At 57.1% G+C, this 12,871-nt stretch carries 12 protein-coding genes and 2 pseudogenes; 8 read left to right on the top strand and 6 right to left on the bottom strand.

What is annotated here, in order from left to right; all coding sequences use genetic code 11:
* The first annotated feature begins 527 nt into the window (after positions 1-527).
* Positions 528-875: a hypothetical protein gene (locus PR017_RS21385; protein ID WP_111222023.1), complete on the top strand. Its 348-nt coding sequence runs from the start codon at positions 528-530 to the stop codon at positions 873-875.
* 290 nt (positions 876-1,165) lie between these two features.
* Here PR017_RS21385 and PR017_RS21380 read toward each other — a convergent pair whose 3' ends face one another.
* Complete coding sequence (locus tag PR017_RS21380; RefSeq protein ID WP_154677482.1) at positions 1,166-1,321, bottom strand: hypothetical protein; 156 nt, start codon at positions 1,319-1,321, stop codon at positions 1,166-1,168.
* A 420-nt stretch (positions 1,322-1,741) separates the two neighbouring features.
* Complete coding sequence (locus PR017_RS21375) at positions 1,742-3,067, bottom strand: UDP-glucose dehydrogenase family protein (protein WP_111222024.1); 1,326 nt, start codon at positions 3,065-3,067, stop codon at positions 1,742-1,744.
* A gap of 998 nt (positions 3,068-4,065) precedes the next feature.
* Between PR017_RS21375 and PR017_RS21370 the strand changes: the two genes are divergently transcribed.
* Positions 4,066-4,290, top strand: coding sequence for a hypothetical protein (locus PR017_RS21370; RefSeq protein ID WP_111222026.1), 225 nt, complete (start codon positions 4,066-4,068; stop codon positions 4,288-4,290).
* 405 nt (positions 4,291-4,695) lie between these two features.
* A complete protein-coding gene (gene galU / locus PR017_RS21365) occupies positions 4,696-5,583 on the top strand; it encodes a UTP--glucose-1-phosphate uridylyltransferase GalU (protein ID WP_279619539.1) in 888 nt (295 codons plus the stop codon).
* Between the two features lie 76 nt (positions 5,584-5,659).
* On the opposite strand, the pseudogene PR017_RS21360 reads toward galU, so the two are convergent.
* Positions 5,660-5,959: pseudogene (locus PR017_RS21360) on the bottom strand (transposase); the annotation flags it as partial.
* Between the two features lie 1,037 nt (positions 5,960-6,996).
* On the opposite strand from PR017_RS21360, the gene PR017_RS28525 reads away from it, so the two are divergent.
* The gene (locus PR017_RS28525) at positions 6,997-7,377 is read left to right on the top strand and encodes an autotransporter domain-containing protein (protein WP_161959289.1); all 381 of its coding nucleotides are present in this window, start codon (positions 6,997-6,999) and stop codon (positions 7,375-7,377) included.
* 198 nt (positions 7,378-7,575) lie between these two features.
* Positions 7,576-7,836 carry a hypothetical protein gene (locus PR017_RS21355; RefSeq protein WP_111217022.1) on the top strand — a complete coding sequence of 87 codons (261 nt, stop codon included), beginning with the start codon at positions 7,576-7,578 and terminating at the stop codon, positions 7,834-7,836.
* A 211-nt stretch (positions 7,837-8,047) separates the two neighbouring features.
* Here the strand turns inward: PR017_RS21355 and PR017_RS21350 are convergent, their stop codons facing one another.
* Positions 8,048-8,488: a Ros/MucR family transcriptional regulator gene (locus PR017_RS21350; protein ID WP_111217024.1), complete on the bottom strand. Its 441-nt coding sequence runs from the start codon at positions 8,486-8,488 to the stop codon at positions 8,048-8,050.
* Between the two features lie 344 nt (positions 8,489-8,832).
* On the opposite strand from PR017_RS21350, the gene PR017_RS21345 reads away from it, so the two are divergent.
* The 3 genes from PR017_RS21345 to PR017_RS21335 all read left to right on the top strand — a co-directional run bounded on the left by PR017_RS21345 (position 8,833) and on the right by PR017_RS21335 (position 11,234).
* Positions 8,833-8,961: a hypothetical protein gene (locus tag PR017_RS21345; RefSeq protein WP_275113006.1), complete on the top strand. Its 129-nt coding sequence runs from the start codon at positions 8,833-8,835 to the stop codon at positions 8,959-8,961.
* Between the two features lie 150 nt (positions 8,962-9,111).
* Positions 9,112-9,270 (top strand): hypothetical protein, encoded by a 159-nt coding sequence (locus PR017_RS21340; protein WP_240538858.1) that lies wholly within the window; start codon positions 9,112-9,114, stop codon positions 9,268-9,270.
* A gap of 941 nt (positions 9,271-10,211) precedes the next feature.
* Complete coding sequence (locus tag PR017_RS21335; RefSeq protein ID WP_111217138.1) at positions 10,212-11,234, top strand: NADP-dependent oxidoreductase; 1,023 nt, start codon at positions 10,212-10,214, stop codon at positions 11,232-11,234.
* Positions 11,235-11,726: 492 nt separating this feature from the next.
* On the opposite strand, the gene PR017_RS21330 is transcribed toward PR017_RS21335, so the two are convergent.
* Both PR017_RS21330 and PR017_RS21325 read right to left on the bottom strand, forming a co-directional pair.
* Positions 11,727-12,476: an SDR family NAD(P)-dependent oxidoreductase gene (locus tag PR017_RS21330; RefSeq protein ID WP_111217030.1), complete on the bottom strand. Its 750-nt coding sequence runs from the start codon at positions 12,474-12,476 to the stop codon at positions 11,727-11,729.
* Between the two features lie 250 nt (positions 12,477-12,726).
* Positions 12,727-12,837 (bottom strand): annotated as a pseudogene (locus PR017_RS21325) (transcriptional regulator); the annotation flags it as partial.
* Positions 12,838-12,871: the final 34 nt, after the last annotated feature.

Here is a 12,871-nt window from a genome sequence, read left to right as displayed (position 1 = left end):
CCGCCGTCATCTCGATGTCTCGTACAACAAGGGTGAATTCGCTGAGGCTGCGATCGGTCGTCATGGCTGTACAACATCATTCCTGAGGTAATGAATGACTAGGGCATCGTCGGACAAGCGGAGAAGCTAGCATAACCAAATATCAAAAAGCCACGGAAGGCTGCTGAGACGATGCGCATGTCTCCGCTTGCCTTAGCGTTCTGAAAAATGCCGCCAGTGCGCCTGTGATCGCGGCACCAAAAGACATCCCTTAACGAACAACGGGTTAGCCGACTCCACCGTCGGATCGCTAGCCCTGTCGGCAAAAGCGGTGCGCGTCTCGCCCCTTGCTTCGCCTGCAATTCATAGAACTTGTAAATCCCATCGCAAAACGTGGTCACCTCGGAATCACCGACTGAGCGGTATGGAAACGAATTGTCGACCGGGACTTGGGCCTTAACAATGGCGGCGCGCTGATCGGCGTCGTTGGACCGTCTGGGGTGTGACGGCAGTCCCCACCGGGCAGCACTGGATCGGTATGAGCGGCATTGCTGAGCCTGGCGATACTCCTGTTGCCGCAGCTGTTTCAATTTGGCACATATGCCTTTAAGATGGCAAGCGAGATCGAAGGCAAGGGCTGGGCGTGCGTGCTCGGTTCTGAACCAAGACGGGGTCCTATGCTTATACTCATGATTATCTTCCTTCTCCTGCACTCTTTCTATGTTGGCGGTGGAAATTTTATTGTCAGCCTGGTCGGGTGGCCGCTCGTTGTTTTGATTTCACTTTGTACATGGGGGCCGGCTTGGGGCATGCTCTCGGCGTCTTTCATCGTGCTTGTCGTGAGCGCTTTGCCCTTGCTGGCTTCAGTTAGCATCATTGATCGGATTACGCGCTAAAGGCAAAAGTGGCCTGACTGTCTTTTGAGAATGGGTGACGCTCTCGAATACGACGCTCATCCAGAGGAAACCTCCTTTTCGTGATGCCGCTTGGACGGACAGTCGCCCAGGCCTTTCAGACCGTCGATGTCCGCGCAGAAAGTATTGACCGCCACGAGCAATGGCACAGCGACAAGCATTCTAACCGCCGACCACAACAATGCCCAAAGGAGACTGTGATGAAGACGATCTTCGTGTTCAACAGGAGACACCGCCCAATGAAGTAGGGTTTCACCGCGCTAGGGACGTAGTTAAGAAAAAAACACAGGCATCTCGAAAGCGATAGCGCTCGGCATGCCGACAGCCCAGAGCAGGAGGACAACGGCAGCGCCGAGGCCGCCACCGACGATCGTAATCGTCAACAGATAGCGAGAGAGCTTGCGCTCGATATCGTGGAAGATGGGCATCTCCCGCTTCTTACGCTTGAACGTCGGCGTGACATGGTTGAGCTTCTCGTAAAAACATGTCGGCTGACGCCAGACGCCAGACGCCAGACGCCCACATGCGTCTCATTTCAGCGTAGTGACTCGATTTCGGTCTTCCGTTCTAAAGTCCATATGCGGAGCCTGTATCCCAGGTGCCCACCAAGACACATTCCGTTTTTGAATTACCCACCTGTCAGGGCTTGAAGCCCGATATACGGATCCCCGGGCCACAATTCGACATAGCATCTGGCGACGGCTGCAAGGCTCGCAGGCGCGACAGCAGGATACACCGACCCTACAAGGTCCGATAGCGCAACGTGCTCCCGACCGTGGAGAGGGTTGAAGTGTGAAGCCGGTGCTCTGTTAATCTGCTTGTACAGCACTGGTCTTGTGACGCGACCGTCATGTTTCGCCTTCGCCATGGTTCGGCCGTCCGATGCTCGAATATTCGAAGCCGTGCTTTGTGATTTCGTCGCGGCGGTAGATATTCCTGAGGTCGACGAGAACAGGTGCGGCCATGACTCGTTTCAGGCGGGCAAAATCGAGTGCGCGGAACTGGTTCCATTCGGTGACGATGACGAGAGCGTCTGCCCCTTCGGCGGCAGTGTAGGCATCGGCTGCGAACGTCATGCCCTCGATCAGGCCGCGTGCATTGTCCATGCCCTCGGGATCGTAACCGACCACCTTGGCGCCGGCATCCTGCAAGGTCTGGATGATCGAGATCGCAGGGCTGTCGCGCATGTCGTCGGTGTTCGGCTTGAAGGTCAGACCGAGGACCGCGACGCTCTTGCCGCGAACGTCGCCGCCAACAGCCGCGATCACCTTGCGACCCATGGCCCGCTTGCGGTTATCGTTGATCGAGATGGTCGTTTCAATCAGGCGCACCGGGCTGTCGTGGTCCTGTGCAGTCTTCGCCAGTGCCAATGTGTCCTTCGGAAAGCACGAGCCGCCATAGCCCGGGCCCGCGTGCAGGAACTTCGCGCCGATACGGCCATCGAGCCCGATGCCACGGGAGACTTCCTGGACATTGGCGCCGACTTTTTCGCAGAGATCGGCCATCTCGTTGATGAAGGTGATCTTCATGGCGAGGAAAGCGTTGGCGGCGTACTTGATCAGTTCCGACGTGCGGCGCGAGGTGAACAGCAGCGGCGCCTGGTTGAGGTAGAGCGGCCGGTATACTTCGGTCATCACGGCCCGGGCACGATCGTCGTCGAGGCCAATGACGATGCGGTCCGGCCGCTTGAAGTCCTCGATGGCGGCGCCTTCGCGCAGGAATTCGGGGTTGGACACGACGGCGATGTCTGCGTCCGGGTTGGTGTCGCGCATGATCCGCTCGACTTCATCGCCGGTGCCGACAGGAACAGTCGACTTGGTGACGATGACGGTGAAGCCCTTGACGTGCGTGGCGATTTCGCGGGCAGCTGCATAGACGTAGGACAGGTCGGCATGACCATCGCCACGGCGCGACGGGGTGCCGACGGCGATGAAGACGACATCGCTGGCTGCGACGCTTTCCGCCACTTCCGTCGAAAACGACAGTCGGCCCGAGCGGACGTTCTCGGCCACGAGACTTTCGAGCCCCGGCTCGAAGATCGGGATTTCGCCGGCCCGCAGCGCTGCAATCTTCTTTTCGTCCTTGTCGACGCAGATGATGTCATGGCCGAAATCTGCAAAGCAGACGCCTGACACCAAACCCACATAACCAGACCCGATCATCGTGATACGCATCGATTTTCCTCTTTTTTCAGATAACGCAAACGCGTTCACTGGATACTATCATCGGTCATTTCACTGCGATGCAACGCAAGCGAAAATTTGTATTTCTGACCTACTATTATAAGCTGCGCACAAAAACTAGCTTGACTGAAGTTAGTGGCGTGTCAGTCAACATCAAAAACATGGCAGCGGCGGCCTCCTGCATCTTCGGGCGTCAATCGGCGAAGGCCAGTGAGGCATTGGAGCATATTTCGCGACATGGATGCGTTAGATGTTGCAAAATCTGTTGTTAGCGATCGGATGCGATAGCGGCAGTTTTCCACCTCCACGCCTCCTGGGCGTTCGGCTGTTTGGGTGCATAGCTAGTAGGGTAGCGAACGGGACGGGTGGAGGTCACCGCCGCTAGGTGGACATGGTCCTATCACGCCCCCTGAAACAGCCTCTTTGCGCAAATGTCGGCAACGATGCCTTGGAGCTTCTCGATACGCTCGACAAGCCATTCAAGGTCTTGCTTGGTTATTTCACAATGGGCGGAGTACCGTGCATCGACGTAGGCTAAATCAAGACGCGTGATGCAACGCCTCGCAAGTTTCGAACCGCCCAGCCAGGCTTCGGCCAAGCGCGGCGCGATACGTTCAGCGTGAACGTGCAGCATGCTGAGGCGCTGAGACTTCAGGTTGTAAAGGGTTAGAACGAGAATAACGCAATGGTATGCGCTCTCTGTCGCCAGATGTAAGCTGAACGCTACTCAACTTGAATTGTGTCTCTCGCTGTAGAAGTACGCACCTTCTAAAAAGTCAAGAATGCGGCGAAACCAGTGGTCGAAATGTCGCTTGGCTTCCAGCCGTTGGCGTCCGGTGTCAGCGTTTTGGTTTCGGCAAGGGGAGAGCCAGGCGCATCGTAAAGGGCGATGCCGTCGCGCGTGACATCGACGAGAACGGCAGGCCACTGGCGAGCTTGTCATTGATGTCAGTCAGACTATGAACGACGACTTTCGCGGCTGTTGCTAGATGCTCGCCAATCTTGAAATCTTTGGTCAAACGATCATCAATCTTGAGCCAGAGGTCGTTGCCGTCGGCGTCGCGATTTTTGTTGACGATCGCAAGAAGATCGTGATCTTCGACCTAGTCGCCGCGAGCAGAAGAGCCAAACAGGATCCTCCCGGATCTTGCCTTGTCGGATATTTTGGTTTCTGCGCGTCCTCGAACTCGTCAAAAATGACTTGTACGATGTGAGACAACTCTCGCCGTTTGGTAGTGGGCAAATGTTCGAGTCGTCCGGGAATAATCAAAGGGTCCCCCCAAATCCAGTTTTGAACGCGGGGATGTATAAGTTCCAAGTGATGAGGTTTCGCCGTGCCAATACGAAAGGCTTTTGCTGCCCGCAAGTGCAATGGAATAGGAACCTAAATACGATTGCGAAATAGGTGCCGAGACGACTTGCTAGCTCGGTGTCGCACGTGCGGCTGTTCAGACGGGTACTTTGTCTTATTGTGCAGGAAATTCAAAATTCGATAAAGCGCGTCCAAAAACTCTTTACCATGGTACTAGGCCGCAGGTTCTATTTTCCAAATCGTAGTATTTTTAATTTACCGCTACATCGCTGTCATCAACGAGGGGCGAATCGCCCAGGAGGTATGTGTGGGGCTACAAAAGAAAGTACGTAAGGCCGTGTTTCCGGTCGCTGGTCTTGGAACGCGGTTTCTGCCGGCAACAAAGGCAGTACCCAAGGAAATGCTGACGGTCGTCGACAAGCCGGTCATCCAGTACGTCGTAGACGAGGCTATGGAAGCCGGCATCGAGCATTTTGTCTTCGTTACCGGACGCAGCAAGCATGTCATTGAAGACTATTTCGATATCCAGTTCGAGCTCGAGCAGACGCTACGCCAGCGCAACAAGAAGGCCGAGCTGACCTTGCTCAGCAAGATTCTGCCCACCGCCGGCACCGCCAGCTTTACCCGCCAGCAGGAGCCACTCGGCCTCGGCCACGCGGTCTGGTGCGCGCGTGAAATCGTCGGCGACGAGCCGTTTGCGCTGTTGCTGCCCGACATGGTCATGCAATCCGATGTCGGCTGCATGAAAAGCATGATCGAACTCTACGAGCAGAGCGGCGGCAACGTCATCGGCGTCGAGGAATGCGCGCCGGACCAGACCCACAAATATGGCATCGTCGGCGTCGGTGAAAGCATCGGTAACGGCTTCCGGGTGACCGAAATGGTCGAGAAGCCGCCGCAGGGTTCCGCCCCGTCGAACTTCTTCATCAACGGCCGGTACATTCTCCAGCCCGAGATATTCCACATCCTCGAGCATCAGGAGCGCGGCTCCGGCAACGAGATCCAGCTGACCGACGGCATGCTGAAGCTTGCCAAGCAGCAGGATTTCGCTGGCTACCACTTCAAGGGTGAAACCTACGACTGCGGCGCCAAGGATGGCTTCATCCTCGCCAACGTCGCTTTTGCCCTTTCGCGTGCCGATATCCGTCCGACCGTCGAAGACGGTTTCAAGGCGCTGCTCGCAGCCCTGAAATAACGACCAAGCGCTGCTCGCCTTTCGGGGCGGGCGGCGTTCCATGCCGTAGTTGGGAAAAGTCAGCTAATTTACGTTTGACCGCCGTCAGGGCCTTCTCGGCCATGCGGCGCGTCAAGAAAGCTCGGGAAATAGCTGCCGGTGCGAAGCTTCGGAATGCGAAGCCTGACGGTGCCAGCCCGTGTCTCCCAGTCCCTGTCGCGATAGCCGTTGGGATAGGCAATCCGAAAGCCATTCTTCTCGCCATAGCCCGCGCCGGTCTTCGTGCCGACCTCAAGAGCCAACAGCTTCTCGGAAACAACGCCGAGCAACTCCGGAGCAAATCAGCAACAGCGCTCTTCTCAACGTGGGAGCGCAGGTTCATCATGTCGTCGGTCACCGGTGGTGTCCTCCAGGTTGGCTCGAAGCAACCCGACCCTACCGGAAATCACCGGTGACCAACCTGTCAGCTACACCACGCCCTGGGACACGATCCTTTCCAGCCACTCTCAATTGAAAACATCAAGACGCTCCGGTGTTGTAGGCGCTCATGTCGAACGACGCTTATGGAGCGATCACCACCATTGTTTTCCCCTCAGTTCAGTTCAGTTCAGTGCGGTTGCTGGGCCTTGGTATGGCTGTAGAGAACATAACGCCCTCCGCCCCAATGACACGAACACCCGCGTGCACACCGCCTGCAGCCACCGAAGTTTTCTGGAGCATGATGGGGAGAGCTGACGCCGTGTTTCGGAATGCCGCCCCGAGCAGATCAGGACCTCAGTCGCCTCCAGAAGAGAGTTCGACCCGTTCCGAGGCCGCCAGGCGCGGAGGCGTCGACATCGTGACCTGCGCTCACTCCGGAGAAGATAGGCGCTTTATAATTGTTTGAAGACTTACCTCAGTCACTATAGGGTTGTTTTTCTGGGGCGCGGCCCTCAAAGTTTCAGGAACACTTAATGAGACCTCTTACACGGTCATAGGACGAGGAGGCAGAGGAATGCAGCAAAAAGACCACATGGCTCTGGCTACGAGATATTTGGTCGCCAAAGGCAATCTTGCAGAATGCGAAGCGCACGGTTCGGTTTTTCGTGGTCAAGATTCGGACTTTGGCGGCGGTTTCTGGAAAAAGGCAATGATAGACCGAATGCGCGGTGATAGTGGCCCAGTACCATGGGCTGCCACATTCAAGTCCGCTGACTACATAGACCTTCTCAAGGGGGCTTACGAAGCCCAATTCAGAGTGCGGTGCTCTTCGTGTGCGAGGACGACGGGTGGTTAAGACAGCCCAATGGCGGCATCCTGGTTTGAGGGTAATCAACTCAAGCCGATGAAAACTCTCCGTGTCACAGGACAAACCAAGGCATCGTAAGTTGTGTTGAGGCCGGATCTTCATCGAGTCTTGTTCAATAGTGGTTCACTCGCTCCTCCACTGCCCAAATTAGCCGGAGCGGCGCCGAGAATACGGGGGTTGCTTTTGCCACGATAGGTGTAAGCACTTCGACGGACTTCACGTCGGCCCGTCTTGGCACCAAGACGCGCAATTCGCTTGGCTGGCGCCACGCCTATGGTGAGAGAGCGACGCAGTCGTCCTTCCACTTGGCGGCGGCGACGATTTTACCAATCGGCACGGCGCTCGACAAGGACAGCCTCGTCCTCGACGCAGGCATAGATTTCGCCGCCGCGCAGGCATCGCCTATAGCGGCCAATAGGGTAGCAACAGCCTCAGCTAGACGGTCAAAGCCAATATTGCCGTCAGGCTCCAGTTGCGCGGGGGAGCAGCCCCTTGCAGGATCAGGATGGAGTACCCGTGATGTTTGAAACTTCGCTGAGGCGCCGCAAATAGACATGCTGCCTCAAGCGGACGGGCGTCATAGCTAGATCGCCCCTTTTTTCTGCGCTATAGCCATCCTTGTTGCGAAGACCGCATGGAAGCGCTTTAGATGTCGGACAAGTGGCGAGTGTTGGACAGGCAATGCCAAATGGGCCTCAATACGTAAACTAAGGAAGCGAAAAACCATGAAAAAAATCTTGCTGGCCGTTGTCTTGGTGTTCTCCGCCGCTACCGCGCAGGCCGCCGATACCTGCAACTCTAAGGCGATCGACAAGAATGGTAAGCCGCTAGCCGGCGCGGCTCTGACCTCGTCGCTCAAGAAGTGCACCAACGATGCTGCCGCTGCCTGCGATAGCTCGGCCAAAGATAAAAATGGCAAACCGCTGGCGGGCGCTGCACGGACGTCATACACCAAGAAATGCGTTAGCGATGCGGTCGGAGGCTAAGTGAGGCGCCTGCAACACGATGCAACAGACTGAGGGGCGCCTGATGAGCGGGGTCGGTCCCTACCGCTGATCCAGCGCGCTCCCTTCGTTGAAAACAGCCGTGCGGCTTTCAGGCGCACAGTATCGGATTGTGATTTTATTCGGATGATCACTCACCGCCGTTGAACTCCCCAGAACAAGAAGGCTTCAGCTGCGCTGCGTGCCTGCTCGACTAAGGCTCTTTGAGTGTCGCGCGTCGCCTTTTTTGACCCAGGCCGAGTTCCCGAGCGATTTTCGAGCGCGCTTCCGAATAGAGGGGGGCAATCATCGGATAGTCTGCAGGCAACTTCCATTTCTCTCGATAATCGTCGGGCGAAATTGAATGGTACATGGTCAGATGACGCTTCATCGATTTGAAGTCACCGCCGCATTCCAGGCAGGTGATGCGGTCCCGTCGGACCGACTTGCGCACTGAAATCGCTGGTTTCAGTTGGTCAACCAGCGGCGCTGACATTGCCACGACGGAGCAGCTGTCGAGCGCACAACAGACGATGGTGATCAGATTTGACACATCTGTCATAGGCACAACGTGCTTGCGGACGTAGCAGGCAACAATTTGGGCGACAAGTTCGACCAAACCCTTCGGCGTCGCAGGGCGAGCAGGATGGTTCATATCAGGTCGTCGGGTGTGGCGGAATCCGCACACCGGCAACCTATTCGGCGTCGTATATATGCCATGTTTCCCTCACGATCCCGTTGATGGAGATAGCACGTCGATGAATTGTTCAAGATCTCATTAGAAAACAGCAACTTAAAAAAGATACTAGAAGTAGTGTTTTCGGCGCCGAATACAATACAGGACTATTGGGAGTCACAAATCGTGATTTGAAGAAAGTGTATGCTGTGTGATTCTCGGACTCTAACAAAACGGAGAGAGAAGTGGAAAATTTAAATTTGAATAAAGTAATCGAATGTGATGTAACGAATACTGACTGCCGAACAGAGGTATACAGGTTCATGTTCGAACTTATTGCGAATTTGGGCGGCAAGGGTTGGTCTGAAGTTGAAGTAACGGTCGCCTTAGCTGATGCCGCAGACGAGCACGTCATGGTTCTGGCGAAGTCCAACCGTGCTGCAGCCCACTAACATCAAGGGGGGCTTTTAACCTTACCTGGTAAGCTTAACAAAGGCTCTCGGTTGCAAGCGCCAAAGGCTGTGCCATCATCCGGCATGACCTTTATACATCCACCCAGGTTCAGCGTCGATCAAAAGGAGCGTTCGAAAGAATGTGCGGCTATGTGCAAGCTGGCACTCACCGCATTCATCCGCGACGCGGTGGAGGCTGGATGGCGCGAGCAGGAGGCGGCTCTTTTCTTTGCCGACGCCTCCGACGACTACGTTGCCTATCTTGCAGCAAAGCCGAACCGACAGTGGGTTGCGGCAAACTCGAACTGAATTGAAAAGCGCTGTTCACTATGGCGCAACCGTCCTTGCGTGGACCACTCGCCGAAAGTTAACTGTATCGATCCTTACTCGGTCAGGTTCTTTCGGTGTTCAAACTTGCCTGTCGCAACGGGTTTGCAAAACGGCATACTCCCATCGATGGTCAGCCCATCTATCATTCTTCATCGTCTTGGATGCCTGGCGCTTGTTCGGCTGGATGCTTCAAAGGCCTACCCGGTTCGTACAGGTGGATATCAGATATGGTGTCAGCCCAAAGCCGCTTCACGTCGTTACCACGGCAAAAGATGAGGTTTTCAGAGTTCGAGTGAGAAAACGGGGGTCGGACAGACTGTAGGTGCCTCCTCGCCCCGGGGCGTACGGCGCGGATTGGACCGAGATTGCGTGGATCGTGCTGCGCCGCGATCCACGCAGCACGTTACCCGCGACGCGTCATCACCGACGGTGCCCTCGATGGTCGGGAGACGAATGGCGATCTGACTATCGGTGTTGCGGGGCCTCGGCATTGTGACGATCAAGGCCGCTAGCGGCTCCAGCGATAACGGGTCAGCGACCATCGGCGCCAACAAGGATTGAATGAGCTGGCGCTGCCCTCAAGGCCGCAGACAAAGTCCTGCTTCCCGGCAAAAGTGCGATCCAGCCTCTCAAGGTGATCGAATGCCGCGTGTGGGTCTACGCGCCTTGAAAGTGGGCGGAAGGTCGCTAGTTGTTATCAGCAGCTGTTGGGCTGGCATTGGTAAGTCGACGTTTATTGCAAGACCATGGACGAGAGGGCTTCGAATGCTAACGCCTCTGTGGCGTCATTCAATCTGATTGCTGATGGCCCTTGGCTTGAAAGTGGCATGACCATCGAACCGCCACCGGCAACGGCGATCCTGCGGCGTAATCCGACCCGACCCCCGCAGCCACTCCTGGAAATACGAAAGACGAAAAACATGACGACCATTCAACGCGTGGTCCTTGCGAGCAGGCCCAAGGGCGCTCCCACCTCCGAGAACTTCCGGCTGGAAAGTGCCGAGCTTCCCGATGCTGCCGAAGGCGAGGTCACGCTCAAGGTTCTCTACCTCTCACTGGATCCCTACATGCGCGGCCGCATGAGCGACGCGAAATCCTATGCAGCTCCCACACCCGTCGATGGCACCATGGAGGGCGAGTCGGTTTGTGAGGTCGCGCGCTCCCGGCATGCCGACTTCAAGCCTGGCGACATCGTGCGGTCCCGTACGGGATGGTGCACGGGTGCCGTCATGAAGGCCGACGCGATCCGCCATGTCGACACGAAAGGCGCCCCTATCAGCACCGCGATCGGCGTCCTTGGAATGCCAGGCTTTACCGCCTATACCGGCATGAAGGTTATCGGTCGGCCCAAAGCGGGGGAGACCGTCGTGGTCGCTGCCGCATCGGGACCCGTTGGCTCCATGGTCGGCCAGCTTGCCAAGCTGGCTGGCGCGCGGGCTGTCGGCATCGTCGGCGGTCAGCAGAAGCTAGACTACGTCCGCGACGAGCTGGGCTTTGACGCAGTCGTCGATCACCGCTCAAAGGATTTCAAGACGGACCTGGAGCAGGCCTGCCCGAAGGGTATCGACGTCTATTTCGAGAATGTCGGCGGACCTGTCTGGGAGGCGGTGATGCCGCTTCTAAATCTTTACGCCCGCGTTCCCGTCTGCGGTCTGGTCGCCAACTACAACGGAGTGGTGGGGTCCGAGCAAGACAACGTGCCGGCGATGATGTCGGCCATCCTGAGACGGAGCCTCACTATCCGTGGGTTCATCCAGACCGAGTTCGTCAGCGAACACTATGCGGCGTTCGAGGCCGAGGTCGGTCCGCTGGTCAACTCCGGTCGGATCAAGTATCGCGAGGACGTCGTCGCGGGACTGGAGAGTGCTCCCGAGGCGCTGATCGGGATGCTGCAGGGGAAAAATTTCGGCAAGCTTCTGGTGAAGGTGGCAGAGCGATCATAGAAAGGGCGACGGGAGCTGACGGCAAGCCTGCAGAGACCGGCCGGGGACATTCAAAGCGCCAGGCGTTTCCCGCCGCTCGCCTCGGATGGATTATCGCTAACGGCCAGCCAGCTTTGGCTTTTTGCCCGGTTTCGGAGCTGCCTGGTGCTCCAGATCCTCATTTTGGTCGGCACTCAACCTGGATCGACGGAACTGTAAAATTTTGGGGGACATTGGCGGCGAACCGACGCTGCTAATGCGGCGATCTGGGATATGGTGTCTGCGTAGGCCAGCGATGGGTGTCTGCCGTCGAACCGCTGATCATTTGGTCGACATATCGCTCTCTACCCGGCGATAAAGGGTCTCTGGCACGGTGTCCGTGACCAGAACCCTGGAGCGCCACCCCAGGAGGCGGTAGGCATTTCTGCTCGTCATGGTACCGAATGCCTGGCGACACGCGCGCTGCATAGGGAGCGCTGCGGCTTCCTATGACAGACACAAACATCAACGCCGTCAAACCATCCTCATCGACATCCCACCGTCGATAACGACGGTCTCCCCCGTCATGAACTCATTGCCGATAAGCTGGACGATGACGTCGGCGACATCCTCGGCCCTGCCTTCGCGCTGCAATGGGATCCGGTTTGCAATGTTGTTCGCCTTGGCGACGTCGGTCATGCCGTCTTGAAACGGTGTCCGGATTATTCCGGGCGCAACGCAGTTCACCCGGATCGCCTCGGCGGCGTGGTCGCGGGCAAGGGCGCGGGTCATCTGGATGAGGGCAGCCTTGACGACCTGATAGGCGGTGTTGCCCGGACATCCACGCAGAGCAGCCGCTGACGAGAGCAGAACCACCGCGCCGCCCCGCGCGGCCAAGCACGGGTGCGCTGCCCGGAACAGATGGAAGGCGGAGTGGACATGGACGTCGAAGGCGTCGGTCCAGTTTTCAGTAGGCATATCGACGGCAGCGCCAGGGGCCGGGCCGCCGGCACAATGGACGACGCTGTCGATCCGGCCGAATTCGGACATGGCCTTCGAACAAATTGCGTTGGATGCTTCCGGATCCCGCATGTCCCCCGTAACGTGAAGGACGCGGATGCCAACTTTCTCACCCTCGGCAACCAGCTCCGCAAATCGCGCGCTGGCAGTTCGCGAGTTGATGACCAGGTTCGCGCCCCTGCCAATCAGTTCCCTGGCCGTCGCATAGCCGATCCCCGAGGTGCCCCCGGTGACGATCGACGTTGTTCCTCTGATGTCCAGCATACTCTCTCACCTTAGCGTAATGACACGATTTCGGTCTTCCATTCCAAAAACCATCTTCCGGATTGTTGCCCTTGAAGACGTGATCTTGCGTCCAGCGAGCGAAGTTGCGCCTTGAAGCTGTCCGATATAGCTCGATCTCTTAGGCGATCATAGGCAAAACCTGTTACGACGAAAGCGACCGCGATGGCGCGACACGGCAGGCTTCATCCACATCTCAAGGCCAGAGACCGCAACCCGCAAGACCCTATTCGACGCAACGGGACGTCAGACAGAACCTGTGCGGTAGCCCGCCACGCTGCTCCATGTGGTAAACCGTGATGTCGGCAAGCGGGACGGTCTGGCGGAGTTGATGCCGGCGAATGGTTCGAAGGAATAGCGCGTTATAACCTTTTTGC

This window comes from Rhizobium tumorigenes (genome assembly GCF_003240565.2).
Classification (GTDB): domain Bacteria; phylum Pseudomonadota; class Alphaproteobacteria; order Rhizobiales; family Rhizobiaceae; genus Rhizobium; species Rhizobium tumorigenes.
The sequence above is the reverse complement of the archived record's forward strand: the minus strand, read 5'-3'. Positions and strand labels throughout refer to the sequence as shown.

Coding starts and splice junctions, on each gene's coding strand:
- PR017_RS21380 (WP_154677482.1), bottom strand. CDS start 1,321: ATGCCCATCTTCCACGATATCGAGCGCAAGCTCTCTCGCTATCTGTTG.
- PR017_RS21375 (WP_111222024.1), bottom strand. CDS start 3,067: ATGCGTATCACGATGATCGGGTCTGGTTATGTGGGTTTGGTGTCAGGC.
- PR017_RS21370 (WP_111222026.1), top strand. CDS start 4,066: ATGCTCGCCAATCTTGAAATCTTTGGTCAAACGATCATCAATCTTGAG.
- PR017_RS21355 (WP_111217022.1), top strand. CDS start 7,576: ATGAAAAAAATCTTGCTGGCCGTTGTCTTGGTGTTCTCCGCCGCTACC.
- PR017_RS21350 (WP_111217024.1), bottom strand. CDS start 8,488: ATGAACCATCCTGCTCGCCCTGCGACGCCGAAGGGTTTGGTCGAACTT.
- PR017_RS21345 (WP_275113006.1), top strand. CDS start 8,833: ATGTTCGAACTTATTGCGAATTTGGGCGGCAAGGGTTGGTCTGAAGTT.
- PR017_RS21340 (WP_240538858.1), top strand. CDS start 9,112: ATGTGCAAGCTGGCACTCACCGCATTCATCCGCGACGCGGTGGAGGCT.
- PR017_RS21335 (WP_111217138.1), top strand. CDS start 10,212: ATGACGACCATTCAACGCGTGGTCCTTGCGAGCAGGCCCAAGGGCGCT.
- PR017_RS21330 (WP_111217030.1), bottom strand. CDS start 12,476: ATGCTGGACATCAGAGGAACAACGTCGATCGTCACCGGGGGCACCTCG.